15 protein-coding genes are annotated in these 14,312 nt (G+C 33.1%); 5 read left to right on the top strand and 10 right to left on the bottom strand.

Features of this window, described 5'->3' with window-relative positions; all coding sequences use genetic code 11:
* Positions 1–11: 11 nt before the first annotated feature.
* The gene (locus ACEN2K_RS07830) at positions 12–1,502 is read left to right on the top strand and encodes an ArnT family glycosyltransferase (protein WP_441758775.1); all 1,491 of its coding nucleotides are present in this window, start codon (positions 12–14) and stop codon (positions 1,500–1,502) included.
* 43 nt (positions 1,503–1,545) lie between these two features.
* Complete coding sequence (locus tag ACEN2K_RS07825) at positions 1,546–2,301, top strand: LytR/AlgR family response regulator transcription factor (protein ID WP_441758774.1); 756 nt, start codon at positions 1,546–1,548, stop codon at positions 2,299–2,301.
* Positions 2,302–2,409: 108 nt separating this feature from the next.
* Here ACEN2K_RS07825 and ACEN2K_RS07820 read toward each other — a convergent pair whose 3' ends face one another.
* From ACEN2K_RS07820 to ACEN2K_RS07790, 7 genes are all read right to left on the bottom strand, one after another.
* Complete coding sequence (locus ACEN2K_RS07820) at positions 2,410–2,592, bottom strand: CsbD family protein (protein ID WP_441758773.1); 183 nt, start codon at positions 2,590–2,592, stop codon at positions 2,410–2,412.
* A 213-nt stretch (positions 2,593–2,805) separates the two neighbouring features.
* On the bottom strand, positions 2,806–3,585 hold the full coding sequence (locus tag ACEN2K_RS07815; protein ID WP_441758772.1) for a CDP-alcohol phosphatidyltransferase family protein: 780 nt from the start codon (positions 3,583–3,585) through the stop codon (positions 2,806–2,808).
* 61 nt (positions 3,586–3,646) lie between these two features.
* Complete coding sequence (locus ACEN2K_RS07810) at positions 3,647–4,669, bottom strand: COX15/CtaA family protein (protein WP_441758771.1); 1,023 nt, start codon at positions 4,667–4,669, stop codon at positions 3,647–3,649.
* Between the two features lie 86 nt (positions 4,670–4,755).
* Positions 4,756–6,177: a CCA tRNA nucleotidyltransferase gene (locus tag ACEN2K_RS07805; protein WP_441758770.1), complete on the bottom strand. Its 1,422-nt coding sequence runs from the start codon at positions 6,175–6,177 to the stop codon at positions 4,756–4,758.
* A 30-nt stretch (positions 6,178–6,207) separates the two neighbouring features.
* Positions 6,208–6,501 (bottom strand): GxxExxY protein, encoded by a 294-nt coding sequence (locus ACEN2K_RS07800; protein WP_441758804.1) that lies wholly within the window; start codon positions 6,499–6,501, stop codon positions 6,208–6,210.
* Between the two features lie 149 nt (positions 6,502–6,650).
* A complete protein-coding gene (locus tag ACEN2K_RS07795; protein WP_441758769.1) occupies positions 6,651–7,220 on the bottom strand; it encodes an L-threonylcarbamoyladenylate synthase in 570 nt (189 codons plus the stop codon).
* Positions 7,207–8,319, bottom strand: coding sequence for a glycosyltransferase family 4 protein (locus ACEN2K_RS07790; protein WP_441758768.1), 1,113 nt, complete (start codon positions 8,317–8,319; stop codon positions 7,207–7,209). The genes ACEN2K_RS07795 and ACEN2K_RS07790 overlap by 14 nt, the downstream gene beginning before the upstream one ends.
* A 221-nt stretch (positions 8,320–8,540) precedes the next feature.
* Here ACEN2K_RS07790 and ACEN2K_RS07785 point away from each other — a divergent pair, with 221 nt between their 5' ends.
* Positions 8,541–9,311 (top strand): Kdo domain containing protein, encoded by a 771-nt coding sequence (locus ACEN2K_RS07785; RefSeq protein WP_441758767.1) that lies wholly within the window; start codon positions 8,541–8,543, stop codon positions 9,309–9,311.
* Here ACEN2K_RS07785 and ACEN2K_RS07780 read toward each other — a convergent pair whose 3' ends face one another.
* The 3 genes from ACEN2K_RS07780 to ACEN2K_RS07770 all read right to left on the bottom strand — a co-directional run bounded on the left by ACEN2K_RS07780 (position 9,312) and on the right by ACEN2K_RS07770 (position 12,042).
* Entirely contained in the window at positions 9,312–10,097 is a 786-nt protein-coding gene (locus ACEN2K_RS07780) for a glycosyltransferase family 2 protein (RefSeq protein ID WP_441758766.1), read from the bottom strand.
* Positions 10,087–11,160, bottom strand: a complete 1,074-nt coding sequence (locus ACEN2K_RS07775; protein ID WP_441758765.1) for a glycosyltransferase family 9 protein — start codon at positions 11,158–11,160, stop codon at positions 10,087–10,089. Before ACEN2K_RS07775 ends, ACEN2K_RS07780 begins: the two co-directional genes overlap by 11 nt.
* 66 nt (positions 11,161–11,226) lie before the next feature.
* Complete coding sequence (locus ACEN2K_RS07770; RefSeq protein ID WP_441758764.1) at positions 11,227–12,042, bottom strand: 2,3,4,5-tetrahydropyridine-2,6-dicarboxylate N-succinyltransferase; 816 nt, start codon at positions 12,040–12,042, stop codon at positions 11,227–11,229.
* Between the two features lie 221 nt (positions 12,043–12,263).
* On the opposite strand from ACEN2K_RS07770, the gene ruvX reads away from it, so the two are divergent.
* Together ruvX and ACEN2K_RS07760 are read left to right on the top strand one after the other, a co-directional pair.
* Positions 12,264–12,680, top strand: coding sequence for a Holliday junction resolvase RuvX (ruvX, locus tag ACEN2K_RS07765; protein WP_441758763.1), 417 nt, complete (start codon positions 12,264–12,266; stop codon positions 12,678–12,680).
* 121 nt (positions 12,681–12,801) lie between these two features.
* Complete coding sequence (locus ACEN2K_RS07760) at positions 12,802–14,292, top strand: malate:quinone oxidoreductase (RefSeq protein ID WP_441758762.1); 1,491 nt, start codon at positions 12,802–12,804, stop codon at positions 14,290–14,292.
* Positions 14,293–14,312: the final 20 nt, after the last annotated feature.

Genomic DNA, 14,312 nt, shown 5'->3' with positions numbered 1-14,312 from the left:
AAAACGGTTAAATGAAAAAATACTACCCAGTTATAATAGCATTGTCGATTGTAAAATTAGTCTTTCATCTAATTGGTAACCAGAATTATGGTTTTCATCGTGATGAACTGCTACACCTGTCAGTCAGTGAGCATTTAGATTGGGGTTATTTTGAATTTCCACCCTTTATAGCCTTCGTAGGTAAAGTGGCACATTTTCTATTTGGATACTCCTTGTCAGGTGTGCGGCTCTTTCCCACATTAGCTGGAATGGGTATCTTGATTATATGTTGTTTAATTGCTAAAGAACTAGGAGGGAAGCGGTATGCTGTTTTACTGGCAGGAGTCACTGTTTTAGCTTTTGTTCCTTTTTACCGCAACCATTTACTGTTTCAGCCCGTTGCGTTTGATCAATTTTTCTGGACTCTAGGATTTTACTTTTTAATCAAATATTTTAATACAAAAGCAAATCGGTACTTGATTTTGTTAGGGATTATTTTCGGAATTGGTTTAATGAACAAGTATACAATCTTAGTTTGGGGATTTGGTGTCTTTATTGGTTTGTTTTTCTATGATAAAGGAAAGTCGTTCAAAAATAAATGGTTTTATATTGCTGGAATTATCTCTTTTTTAATTGTCTTGCCTAATATAGTTTGGCAGTGGAGTCATGAGTTTCCAATACTGTTACATTTAGAGAAATTGAAAGAAAGTCAGTTGGATAATGGAGGTGTTTTTGATTTTGCTACAAAACAATTAAAGCATCCTTTTACGTTAATTATCAGTTTAATAGGATTGTATGCTTATTTTTTCGATTCCACTTTAAGGAAATACAAAACATTTGGTGTAACTGTGCTAGTGATCTTTTTCACAATGTGGTTTATGGGATCAAAAGATTATTATTTCTTTGCGGTGTACCCCATCTTATTTGCTGCAGGTGCAGTTAAAATTGAAAAAATGCTGCAACGCAAACCAAAATGGAATTATCTTGTTGCTACAGTTTTAATCTTGCCTGCCATTCCATTTATACCAGGCGCAATTCCTATTTTGCCTATTGCAACTTATGTGGATTATCTCGATTTGAAACCTGAAGCCGATGGACGCATTGTACTTACAGATGATTTTGCGGATATGTTTGGTTGGGAAGAACAAGTGCAATTAGTAGATAGTTTGTACCGCTCATTACCCGTAGCTAAAAGAGAAAAATGCATGATTTGGGCCGAGAATTACGGAGAAGCTGGCGCAATTGAAATTCTAGGAGATAAATATAAGCTGCCTAGTCCTATGTCTAGTCATGGTAGTTTTTGGACTTGGGGACCGGGAAATACTCAAGCTGAAATTTATATTAGCATAGGAAACGAAAAGCAAGCTGTAGAAAGTGTTTTTTCTGATTACACGCTAGTAAAAATAGTTAAGCATAAATATGCCATTGGCGAAGAAAACAATATTCCAGTGTACCTGTGTAGCAATCCCAAAATTGATATAGAACAAAATTGGAAATTACTAGAAAAACACGTTTTTGATTAAAGAATGAAAATTAATAAAGGCTAACTAACTAAAATATAAAAGAATGACAACCATCATAATTGAAGATGAAAAGCCCGCTGCGAGATTGTTACAAAGGAAGTTGGATAAACTAAATATAGAGGTGGGAGTGCTGCTGCATTCTGTTGAAGAAGCTATCGAATGGTTTTCTACTAATGAGCATCCAGATTTGATTTTTTTAGACATACAATTGTCCGATGGCTTGTCGTTTGAAATTTTTGAAAAGGTCGAAATTAAGAGCGCTATCATCTTCACAACAGCTTATGATGAATTTGCATTACGGGCCTTTAAATTAAACAGTGTGGATTACCTTTTAAAACCTATAGATGAAGATGATTTAGAAATTGCCATATCTAAATTCAAACAACGCTTACCTAAGACCGAAAAATTGCAACTGGATTTTGAAGAGATAAAAAAAATGTTAGGAAATCCATTTGAGAAAGAATTTAAAAAAAGGTTTACGGTCAAAATAGGACAACATTTGAAAGTGATTTCAATAGACGAAATCGAATGTATTTTTAGCGAAAATAAAGGAACCTATATTCACACTTTCGACAATAGAAATTATTTGATCGACTCCACATTAGAAGTTTTGGAACAAGAATTAGATCCAAAAGAATTTTACAGAATTAATAGAAAGTTCATAATTCCGATGAAAGCAATTAAGGAAATAGTGCTGTACAGTAACTCTCGATTAAAAGTTATTTTGCCTTCTTACGGAGAAGATGAGGTGATTGTAAGTAGAGAAAAAGTTGCCGATTTTAAAGTATGGATTGGGTAGTAAAAAAGCATAAAAAAACTGCCTCAAAAAAAGCCGAAATTTATTTTAATTTACATAAAAATAAACAGCTTTTTTTGACACAGTTTTCGTTCGTTTTTAATTTAAAAATTAATCAAATAATGATTTAATTTCTTTCTCTGTTTTTCCTAATTTTTGTTGCAGTTTTCCCCACATTTCATCTTCTTTCCCTTCTTCGAATAATAAGTCATCATCGGTAAGGTCGGCATATTTTTGTTTCAATTTACCTTTCATTTCATTCCAGTTTCCTTTAATCTCTTCTGAATTTGGCATAACGATATAGTTTTATAATTAATAATATTTCTATCACAAAGCTGCTCAAATTAAGTCTCTAAAGTGTTATGCTATTCCAATAATTTATTGTAAAATTGCTAAAGCTAATCTGAACCCGATTAAAAATTATTAGTTAAATTTTTTGTTTACATGCTTAGTTTTAAATTACTGAATATTAATGTATTCAAATATCAATATAGATTTTATCTATAATTAGTTTTTAGCCTTAAAAAGTCTTTTTCTAAGATAAATAAATACAAATAATAGTGTAGAATATCCGATGAAAAAGGGAATGATATAATCGATAAAATCCAAAGCAAGCATCAATGAAATTAGCAGTAATTGAAAGCCTAAACCATATAAAGAGACCAAGGTCATAAACCAGTTGGGAAAGGTTTTTACTTTGTAGGCATCACTGTCTAAGGTGTGAATTATTTTATCAAATCCACCATAAACAACTTTATAAATTTGGTGTAAAATATCAACTGATTTTTGATTTTCTCCTGGTAAAGCTCTTGGTGATTTGTACTCAAAAACTTTACTTGTTACGTCTCCTCCTATTGATTTATTTCTTAAAATTACGTAGTAATAATTGTATAAAGTTCCTTGTAATTGTATGCAAAAAAAAGCGCATAAAGTGAGCCAAAAAGAGGTGTTTGAAACGTAGCAAATTGCGCTTAAAAAAAGGAAATTTAAAATGATGTCAAACACACTATCTAAATACCTTCCTGTGTAGGAAGGAGTGTTTTTTAGACGAGCTAATTCTCCATCTGCAGCGTCAATTCCTGATTTCAAAATTATGAAAAACCCGGCTAAGTAATATTGATTTTGCAAAATAAAGTAGATGGCAATGAGTCCTGAAATGCCAAAAAGTAAGGTAACATGGATAGCTGTAAATCGCGTATTTTTTAACTGATTTGCGAGCATTTTTCCAAAGGGTCTTCCGTAATCTGATAGATCAAGAAAGCTGTCTTGCGCAGCAAGTTTTGACATTTTTTATAGAGACAAAGAGAAATGTGACAATATAGTCAGGGGTAAATATAGTGATAAGTTGTTATTTTGATAGTCTGTGTAATGTGTAAGTCATTGCTGATAATAGGAAAAAAGCATTGATTTGATGCGTTAAACCCAACCACAAAGGAACGCCATATAGTAGTGTGAAAACTCCTAATGCAAACTGTACGAATACGAGAATTACCAATAGTTTTATACCATTTGATTGTCCTGGATTGAGTGTGAATTTTCGACTCTTAACATAGAGTAAAACCATAAAACCTACAACCGCATAGGCCAAGGTACGGTGTATAAACTGAACCCCACTTTTACCTTCAGTAAAGCTTAATAAAAGGTTTTTTTGCTCTAAAAATACGCTGTCATGAATGAATTGACCATCGCTCATCATAGGCCAGTGATTGTGAATTAGCCCTGCATTTAAACCTGCAACAAATCCACCATAAATGATTTGTACTAATAAAAACACTAGTGCAAAGCGAGCTATTTTCTTTAAGCTTGGAATGCCATTGTTCCTATTAGGATATATTAGATCTAAAGCCACCCAAAAGGTATATGCAAAGGTGATAAAGGCAAATGTAAGATGTAAAGCTAGTCTAAAATGGCTTACATCTGGATTGTCGATTAATCCGCTTCTTACCATGAACCAACCAAGAAAGCCTTGAAAAGCACCCATCGCTAATAATACAATGCATTTGTTTATGGTAGTCCTGTCAAGTTTCTTTTTTAACAGGAAATAAACAAAAGGTATGAAGAACACGAGTCCGATGATGCGGCCTATAAAGCGGTGAAACCACTCCCAGAAATAGATAAATTTATAATCTGACAGCTGGAAATCGTTGTGGATATTGATTTTTTGATATTCAGGAAATTTTTTATACTGATCAAAAGCTTCTTGCCATTTTGCCTCTGTCAGTGGAGGGAAAGTGTCTGTAACTAAATGCCAGTCGGTCATGGATAAACCAGAGTTGGTTAATCTTGTGATTCCACCCACAGTAACCATTAAAAATAATAATACACAGCCGGATAATAACCAAATTACTACAGATCTATTTTCTTTTCTCATTTTTAAAATCAATTTTCTGAACTACGGTTTTCTGCTTTTAAAGTAAAGCGCATGCAAAGTTATTGGATTGTTAATCAATTACTGATTTAACAAGCGTTAATTTTAAGACCTAATTTAGCTGCTCTTTTTAACATGAATTGGTAAGCTGCTTCGTATTCATTAGGTATTTCTCCTTCAAGGATCGCTTCTTTAATGGCTTCTTTGAGGGTTCCTATTTCTCTGGAAGGTTTTAAATTAAAGATTTCCATAATTTCTTCTCCTGTGATAGGAGGTTGAAAATTACGTACATGGTCACGCTCCTCAACTTCAACAATCTTCTTGCGAACAATTTCAAAATTGTTATGGTATTTCTTGAATTTTGAAGGGTTTTTAGTGGTAATGTCTGCTTCACAAAGCGTCATTAAATCCTCTACATCTTCTCCAGCATCAAAAACCAGTCTTCTCACCGCTGAATCGGTTACTGTGTCCTGCGAAAGAACAATAGGGCGCGAACTCATCATGACCATTTTTTGAACAAACTTTAATTTTTGATTCAGAGGCATGTGTAAACGTTCAAATATTTTCTTGGCCATTTTGCCACCTAGAAATTCGTGGCCATGAAAGGTCCAACCTTGTTTTTTGTTAAAACGTTTGGTAGGTGCCTTTCCTATATCATGCAGTAAAGCAGCCCAACGCAACCATACATCATCTGTGTTCGGACAGATATTGTCTACTACTTCTAGTGTATGGTAAAAATTGTTTTTATGTGTTTGTCCTTCTATTTCTTCTACTTGATTTAAAGCTGTTAATTCGGGTAATAATAGCTCTAAAAGTCCCGTTTTGTACAACAGTAAAAATCCAACAGATGGTTTGTCTGTCATAAGGATTTTGTTTAACTCATCTACAATTCTTTCGCCAGAAATTATTTTTATTCTTTCGGCATTTTTAGTAATGGATTGTAATGATTTTTCCTCAATTTCAAAGTTCAATTGATTAGCAAATCGAATGGCTCGCATCATGCGTAAAGGGTCATCTGAATAGGTAATGTCTGGATCAAGTGGTGTTTTTAGCAGCTTGTTTTCCATGTCTTGGAGTCCATTAAAAGGATCAAGCAATTCTCCGAATGAATTTGAATTTAAGGAAATTGCTAATGCATTTATCGTAAAATCACGTCGATCTTGGTCGTCTTTTAAAGTTCCGTTTTCAACAACTGGATTTCTACTTTCAAAATGGTACGATTCTTTTCTTGCTCCAACAAACTCAACTTCAGTATCTTCAAAACGCAGCATAGCTGTTCCATAGTTTTTGAATACTTGAACTTTTGGTTTATTAGGTAATAATTGAGATACTTTTAAAGCTAATTCGATTCCGCTGCCTACAGCAACAATATCGATGTCTTTTTTAAAATCTCTTTTCAGAATTAAATCTCGAACAAAACCTCCTATAACATAGCTGTCTACGCTAAGTTCTTGTGAGGCTTTAGAGATAACTTCGAATATTTTATTTTTTAATGCTTCTTTGTAATTCATGTTTTTTCTACCGCAGATTCGCAGATTTTTTTATTTTTTTGTGCGAATAATTCGTTTGTATTCTAGAGAGTTAGAATTAAAATTCACTAGTAATGCAAGTTCATTATTTGAAACTTTTAAATAATTTAAGCATTGATTATAATGATTATTGTTAAAACACTCTACAGTTTTAATTTCTAAAATTATTGACTTGTAAACCACAAAATCCGCATAAAATTGATGCTTTAAAACAGTGTTTTTATAGTTTACGGAATATTCTTTTTCACGTTCATAAGGAATTTTATTTTCGCTAAATTCAAATTCTAAAGCATCTTTATAGACTATTTATGAAAAACCTTTTCCTAAAATTTTATGAGCTTCAAATAGAATTCCAATTATTTTATAAGTCTCATCTGCCAATAAATAATCCTCCATAAATTAAAAATTTTAATCTGCGAATCTGTGGTTATCCTGTAATTATTTCTTTGTAATTACTATTTCCTAATCACTTTTACCTGAGAATCACTAGTTAATTTAATAATTGTAGAAGGTTTACCGGCTATTTTATCGTGCTGCAAATTTACAACATAGTCCACACCTTTTATAATCTCAGGGCTAATTTCTTTGAAACTTTTTGGAGTTGGTTTTCCCGATATATTAGCTGATGTGGAAACAAGCGGTTTTTTCATACGTTCTAATAATTTGAAGCAAAAAGGCTCTTTTACCAAACGGATTCCTAAAGTTTTATCTGGTGCAATGATATTTGGAGCTACATTTCGAGGGTTATCTAATACTAATGTCGTTGGATTTTCAGATAAATCCATAATTTGCCATGCAACTTCTGGGATTTCTTTAAAAACATTGTACATCATTTTCTCACCATTCATTAACACAATCATACTTTGCGTTTCGGCTCTTTGTTTTAATTTGTAAATTTTGGCTACAGCCTCAGGATTTGTGGCGTCACAGCCAATTCCCCACACCGTATCAGTAGGATATAAGATAATTCCACCTTCTTTTATAATTTCGTAAGCTTTGAGAACTTCTTCGTTAAGATTTTCCATCGATAATTTTTTTGTATTGTTCTAAAGTTTTTTGAGCCATAATCGTTGTTGTATATTGGCTAAGTTGTTTTTCATGAGAGAGCGTAGTGAACTGAGAAATCAACGCTGTATTATCAAACAAATGGATTAATTTTTCACCTAAAATTTCAGGGTTGTGCTTTGGCGCAAGCAAGCCATTGATACCATCTTCAATAATTTCTGGAATACCACCTACACTAGTGCTTATCACCGGTTTTTTATGGTAAAAACTTTCAAAAATTACCTGCGGAATTCCTTCACTTTGAGACGTGACCAAAAGACAGTCAAATTGTGGTATAAAATTAGAAGCGTTTGCTGTGTAGCCCAAGAATAGAATGTCTTTCTCTAAACCGTAATTCTTAACTGCGTCAAGTAAATCAGCTGTTCTATCCGTATAATTTCCTATTTGCACAAAGAGTATGTCTTTTCTCTTTTCCTTGTTAATGATGATGTTAACAGTCTCAACTAAGGTTTCGAAATTTTTGGCTCGTATGTGATTCCCTATAATTCCTACAATTTTCTTGGAAGAATCGATACCATATTTTTCTCTTAGTAAAAAGGGTGTGTCTGAACTTTTATTTTTTAAATTAGTTCCATGATAAATAGTAATTAATTTATCTTTATCTATTATAGATTCAGCGGTAACTCGCTCCGTTTCTTTTGAAACACATAAATATTTTTTAATCTTAGAGTAGTTGTATTTATAGCGTGTGAATTTTTTTGGTTTTATCGGGAAAGAAGTCTTTTTGCTAAAAACAAAAGGAGGTAAATTGTAGAATTTATCCGCAATAATACTAAGGGCAATTGCCGAAGGATCATGAATATGAATAAGGTCAACCTTATGTGTTTTGCATATAGAAATTATTTTTCTAGAAAAACGGAAGTCTAAATTGTATGCTAAAGGAGCTGTTTCAAATGCAATATCCGTTTTTTGTAAACGACTGTGAAAAAGGCCGTTTTCGACACATAAAACGATATTTTTAACTTCTGGATTGGTTTCTTTTAGTTCAAAGCAAAGATTCTCAATGTGATTCTCCCCACCGCCCCAATTTTTTACAGCTGATACATGTAATATGGTCATTATTATTTTTTTGCCGAAATTACAATAATAATTTGAAGTCTAAAATGGTATGTGTATTTTTGTTGGTTGGTAGTATTTTAGATTTATGTTATAAACAAAGGTTGTACCTTACATTATATAGTAGGTCTTCCTTTGCGTTTTAATAAGATACAAGACTACTAAATCTAATTGATCCTACAAGCTATGTGATTATTCAAAGAGCAAGCTTTAAAAAAATAAAAATGACAATAAAATTCATGTTTTCTCAAACAGTTCAAAACTCAAGAGAAATTCTAAACTTCATAAAAGAATTCAATTCTGATTTAGGAACCGTTTTTGGAAATGGTGATCGAAATGTGATTAAATTATTTGATTTAGACGGGCAAAAGGTAAATATCAAGTCTTTTAAAATTCCGAATCTAATAAACAAAATTGCTTATAAATATTTTAGGAAGTCTAAAGCAAAGCGATCCTTCGAATATGCTACATTATTATTACAAAATGAAATAGGCACTCCTAAGCCTCTCGCTTATTTTGAGAACTTTGATGCTTTAGGATTACGAGATAGTTACTATGTCAGTGAGCACTTAGCATGTGATTTGACCTTTAGGGAATTAGTAGAAATTCCTAATTATCCAGATCATGAAAATATTTTACGACAATTTACCCTATTTACCTTTAAACTGCACGAAAAAGGTATCGAGTTTCTCGACCATTCTCCAGGTAATACATTGATTAAAAAAGAAGCAAATGGAATCTATAGCTTTTACTTAGTTGATCTAAACCGTATGAATTTTCATGCTAAAATGGATTTTGAATCCCGAATGAAAAATTTTAGCAGGCTTACGCCAAAAAAAGAAATGATTGCTATAATGAGTAATGAATACGCGAAACATTATGCTGAAAATGAAGCGGTTATTTTTGAAAAAATGTGGGGATTTACGCAGCAGTTTCAGGAAGAGTTTTTCCGTAAAAAGAGGTTAAAGAAGAAGCTGAAATTTTGGAAAGCCTAATTAATCAGCTTTTAATTTTTTTAATTCTTGAAAACGTACCGCCACACTAAGAGCATTCAAATAGCATATAGTTAGTCCGTTTTTACCATCTAGAAATCCCAATCGAAGCAGGTATTGATTTAAAAATTGATATACTGGGCGAATGTAAAAATGAAAGAAATGTGGTTTTGTTCCTTTTTTTAATTCTTCTACCGCTTTAAGCTTACCGTAATGAATCATTTTAGACTTATAACTGCTGTAATCAATATAAGTATAATGAATAAGCTTGTTTTTTAATTTTCCCGTAGTACCATTAATAATAAGCTTTTCGTGCACTGTTTTTTCTAAACTGTACAGCGCTTTTTCTTTTTTAAATAATCGAGTAGCCTTGTCTGTTTGCCACCCGCTAAAATACAGTCTTTGGTTTTTAAACATAAAGGAGCGGTAGCAATAGTAAGCATCTTTGGCTTGCGGATTTTGAATTGTGTGTAAGATTTCCTTTTTTAATGGAGAAAGTAGTCTTTCATCAGCATCTAAGAAAAGTATCCAATTGTTTTTGGCTTGACCAATGGCAAAATTCCGTTGAGCCGCATAATTCTCAAATGGATGTTGGATTACTCTAACCTTAGGAAATGATGCCGCAATTTTGATTGTGTTATCCGTACTATAGGAATCCACTACAAGAATTTCATCAGCAAAATTTATAGTTTGCAGCAATTTGCTAATATTGTGCTCTTCATTATAGGTAATAATTAGAACGCTTAAAGGAGGGTTTTTGCTATTTATTGTCAGATTACTATTTTTCATTAGAAAGATTCTTTACTAAAAAAGTATCGATTTTAGATGTAAATAATTCTGGCTTGAATTCTTGGTATAAACTTAAGGCGTGCTGTTTAAGTTCTTTTTCTTTCTTACCAATAAATAATTGTGGTTTGTAATCATTAAGATGAACTGACAAATGATGGATGCCATCTTCAAAAGTGGCCCATATTTTTTTCTCAATCCAAGGTGAAAAAATAATAAACGAAGGTTTTTGTAAGGCCTTGGCCATATTAATAGCTCCACCGTCATTACCTATAATAACATCACATTGATTCATAATGGCAATAAAACCTCTAAGATCATCCGCTAATAAATCAAAATAAATTTTCTTCTGAGTTTCAGGCTTACAGTAATTGAAGATTTTTTTGGCGTCTTCAATCTGCTTCGGGAAATAATTAAAAAGGATGTTAATCTCTCTATCCTCTGCAATAGTATCAATCACTACTGCCATATATTCTAACGGATAGGTTTTTAATTTTTCGCTTCCTATAAGGCTAATCATCACTGTTTTTACATCTTTTTGGAGCTGATGTTTTTCAAAAAGTGTTTGGGCTATGTTATTTTCTTCAGCTGTAACAAATAGTTTTGGTAAAGGGTCAATAATAATGTCCAATTGGAGTGGCTCTAATAAAGAAAGTCTTCTTTCTATGGCTAAGCCTAGATTCGTTTTTGGAAAAGCCTCAAAAGGAACATTGTCTGTATATAAAAATGTGCGACCGGGTTTTTTATAGGAAATTTTTCTTTTGGCACCACTTAAAAGGACAATTAACCAGCTTTCTAATTTAGAGTAAGCATCAATCAATACATCGTATTTTTCAGCCCGAATTTCCAGGGCTAATTTTAATAGCTCTTTTTTGTTTGTACGATGTTTCTCTTCAAAAGTGATAATGCGGTCAATACTATTATTCCCTTTTAGAACCGGAGTAGTTGTTTCGTAAACTAAATAGTCAATTTGCGCATCAGGATAAGCATATCGTAAGTTATTGCATATAATGCTGCTTATTAATACATCTCCAATCATTTTTTGTTGTATAACTAGTATTTTCATAAGATAAAAAAACCTCCCTTGTTGAGGGAGGAATATACAATATAATAATTTACTGTAAAATAATTTTTAAACCGCTACATCATATTCGCGCAAAGCGTTATTCAATGATGTTTTTAAATCTGTTGAAGCTTTTCTTTGTCCGATGATTAGAGCACATGGCACTTGAAACTCACCAGCAGCAAATTTCTTAGTATAACTTCCAGGGATTATTACTGAGCGAGCAGGAACATATCCTTTTGTTTCAACAGGAGTATCTCCAGTAACATCGATTATTTTTGTTGAAGCAGTCAAACATACATTTGCACCTAGAACGGCTTCTTTACCCACATGTACACCTTCAACAACGATACAACGAGATCCTATAAATGCTCCGTCTTCAATAATAACTGGCGCTGCTTGTAATGGTTCTAAAACCCCACCAATACCTACACCACCACTTAAGTGAACATTCTTACCTATTTGTGCACAGCTTCCTACTGTTGCCCAAGTATCAACCATAGTTCCTTCGTCTACATAAGCACCTATGTTTACATAACTTGGCATCAAGATAACACCGCTAGAAATATACGCTCCGTAACGGGCTACTGCATTGGGTACAACTCTAATTCCTTTTTCTGCATAACCTGTTTTAAGTAACATTTTATCATGATATTCAAAAATTCCTGATTCCCAAGTTTCCATTTTTTGAATAGGGAAATACATTACTACTGCTTTCTTAACCCATTCGTTCACTTGCCATCCGTCTCCTTTTGGTTCTGCAACGCGTAGTTTTCCTGAATCTACTAATTCGATTACTTCTCTAATCGCTTTTGTAGTCGTTTCTTCTTGTAACAAAGCTCTGTTTTCCCAAGCTTGTTCTATAATTGTTTGTAATGAATCCATGTTTGCTAATTTTTAAGCAAATATAATTGGTTTTTTTAGAAAAGGGAAGAGTTTTTGGAATACTAACATATTTGTTTTTATTGTTCAAAAAACAACAAAAGGGTTGTTAGAGCCTCATCTGTTCTTGTGTAAAGAATTGTAACAACTAAAATAACCTCAGTAAATAAAATGCATATTCAAAATGTATTCTTTGCTTATCTTTGCCAAATAAATAAAAAATCATGCCTAGAATTCTCTCTATCGATTACGGTCAAAAACGAACAGGTATTGCGGTTACTGACGAAATGCAAATTATTGCTTCGGGTTTAACGACGATTCCTAGTGCTACAGCAATCGCTTTTTTAAAAGATTATTTTGCCAAAGAAAAAGTGGAGGCAGTTTTGATTGGAGAACCAAAACAAATGAATGGACAACCCTCAGAAAGTGCATCGATAATCAAAGGTTTTGTGACTCATTTTACTAATCATTTTCCAGAGATGAAAGTGATTCGGGTAGATGAGCGTTTTACCTCTAAAATGGCTTTTCAATCGATGATTGATAGCGGACTCAATAAAAAACAACGTCAAAATAAGGCATTAATTGATGAGATTTCGGCTACCATAATGCTGCAAGATTATCTGAATCGAAAAATGTTTTAAACAGTCATCTTTAATGAAGTAAAGTAAGATAAAACGTTTTCGTAATTTCTAACTTTTCTCTATTAATTTATAGTTTTTTTTGCAATTATAAAAAGTATCTTTGCACTTTAAAATTTTTGCTATGCCTGACACAACAATTCGTTCAAATACTGAAGTAGTTCTTATAGGAGCTGGAATTATGAGCGCCACTCTTGGCTTAATTCTAAAAGAACTGCAACCGGATATTAAAATTGAAATTTTTGAAAGATTAGATATCGCTGCTGCCGAAAGTTCTGACGCATGGAATAATGCTGGAACTGGACATTCTGCTTTTTGTGAATTGAACTACACTCCTGAGAAAGAAGATGGTAGTATTGATCCTAAAAAAGCAATTAGTATAGCTGAATCTTTTGAAGTATCACGCCAATTCTGGGCTTATTTAGTAGAACAAAAGAAAGTTCCATCTCCTGAGAATTTTATTAAAAGCATTCCACATATGAGTTTTGTATGGGGAGAAAAAAATGTAGCCTACCTTAAGAAAAGATTTGAAACTTTACAGCAAAATCAACTTTTTAAGGATATGGTATTCAGCACTGATTTTTCTCAGTTAAAAGAATGGATGCCGTTAGTAATGGAAGGTAGAGATGCCTCTCAGAAAATGGCTGCTACTCATATGGCTATGGGGACTGATGTGAATTTTGGTGAATTGACTAGAAGCATTTTCAATTACTTAGGTACTCTTGACGGAGTAACTATCCACTACCATCATGAAGTTAAAAAAATGAAACAACGTGATGATAAAACATGGAGAATAAAAATTACTGATTTGGCTACAGGTCAAAAAAGGAAAGTATATACTAAATTTGTATTTATAGGAGCAGGTGGAGGTTCGTTACCTTTATTAGAAAAGGCTGATGTCCCTGAAGGTGAAGGTTACGGAGGTTTTCCAGTTAGTGGACAATGGCTTAAATGTACTAATCCAGAAGTGATTGCTAAACATGCTGCAAAAGTGTATGGTAAGGCTAGTGTTGGAGCGCCACCTATGTCGGTTCCACACATTGATTCTAGAATGATTAATGGAGAGAAACAATTGTTGTTTGGGCCGTTTGCTGGTTTTTCAACCCGTTTCTTGAAAAATGGATCGTATTCTGATTTACCCTTGTCGATAACTACAGATAATATTTTACCAATGATTTCTGCAGGGATAAAAAACATTCCTTTAACGAAATATTTAATCGAACAGGTTCGTCAATCTACTGAAGATAGAATTAATGCTTTGCGCGAATATGTTCCAAATGCGAAGTCTGAAGACTGGGTAATTGAACGAGCAGGACAACGCGTACAAGTAATAAAGAAAGATGAAAAAGAAGGAGGAATCCTTGAATTTGGTACTGAAGTCATTACAACCGCTGATGGTACAATGGCTGTATTGTTAGGAGCTTCACCTGGAGCATCAACTGCTGTCTCTATTATGGTAGACTTAGTAGGAAGGTGTTTCAAAGAAGAAGCTAAGACAGCAGAATGGCAGCAAAAGTTTAAAGAAATGATTCCCTCTTTTGGACAATCTTTGAATGAAAACCCCGCTCTTTCAGATCAGATTAGAGCGCATACAGCAGCTGTTTTAAAGTTGTAACTGTATTGATAAAAATTGTA

This window comes from Flavobacterium sp. W21_SRS_FM3 (assembly GCF_052113625.1).
GTDB lineage: Bacteria > Bacteroidota > Bacteroidia > Flavobacteriales > Flavobacteriaceae > Flavobacterium.
This window is presented reverse-complemented; position numbering and strand designations above follow the sequence as displayed.

What these genes read in the sequence shown, in the direction of transcription:
- ACEN2K_RS07785 (WP_441758767.1), top strand. Translation starts at nt 8,541, where the DNA reads ATGACAATAAAATTCATGTTTTCTCAAACAGTTCAAAACTCAAGAGAA.
- ACEN2K_RS07805 (WP_441758770.1), bottom strand. Translation starts at nt 6,177, where the DNA reads ATGAATTACAAAGAAGCATTAAAAAATAAAATATTCGAAGTTATCTCT.
- ACEN2K_RS07795 (WP_441758769.1), bottom strand. Translation starts at nt 7,220, where the DNA reads ATGGAAAATCTTAACGAAGAAGTTCTCAAAGCTTACGAAATTATAAAA.
- ACEN2K_RS07760 (WP_441758762.1), top strand. Translation starts at nt 12,802, where the DNA reads ATGCCTGACACAACAATTCGTTCAAATACTGAAGTAGTTCTTATAGGA.
- ACEN2K_RS07815 (WP_441758772.1), bottom strand. Translation starts at nt 3,585, where the DNA reads ATGTCAAAACTTGCTGCGCAAGACAGCTTTCTTGATCTATCAGATTAC.
- ACEN2K_RS07830 (WP_441758775.1), top strand. Translation starts at nt 12, where the DNA reads ATGAAAAAATACTACCCAGTTATAATAGCATTGTCGATTGTAAAATTA.
- ACEN2K_RS07790 (WP_441758768.1), bottom strand. Translation starts at nt 8,319, where the DNA reads ATGACCATATTACATGTATCAGCTGTAAAAAATTGGGGCGGTGGGGAG.
- ACEN2K_RS07820 (WP_441758773.1), bottom strand. Translation starts at nt 2,592, where the DNA reads ATGCCAAATTCAGAAGAGATTAAAGGAAACTGGAATGAAATGAAAGGT.
- ACEN2K_RS07825 (WP_441758774.1), top strand. Translation starts at nt 1,546, where the DNA reads ATGACAACCATCATAATTGAAGATGAAAAGCCCGCTGCGAGATTGTTA.
- ruvX (WP_441758763.1), top strand. Translation starts at nt 12,264, where the DNA reads ATGCCTAGAATTCTCTCTATCGATTACGGTCAAAAACGAACAGGTATT.
- ACEN2K_RS07770 (WP_441758764.1), bottom strand. Translation starts at nt 12,042, where the DNA reads ATGGATTCATTACAAACAATTATAGAACAAGCTTGGGAAAACAGAGCT.
- ACEN2K_RS07775 (WP_441758765.1), bottom strand. Translation starts at nt 11,160, where the DNA reads ATGAAAATACTAGTTATACAACAAAAAATGATTGGAGATGTATTAATA.
- ACEN2K_RS07810 (WP_441758771.1), bottom strand. Translation starts at nt 4,669, where the DNA reads ATGAGAAAAGAAAATAGATCTGTAGTAATTTGGTTATTATCCGGCTGT.
- ACEN2K_RS07780 (WP_441758766.1), bottom strand. Translation starts at nt 10,097, where the DNA reads ATGAAAAATAGTAATCTGACAATAAATAGCAAAAACCCTCCTTTAAGC.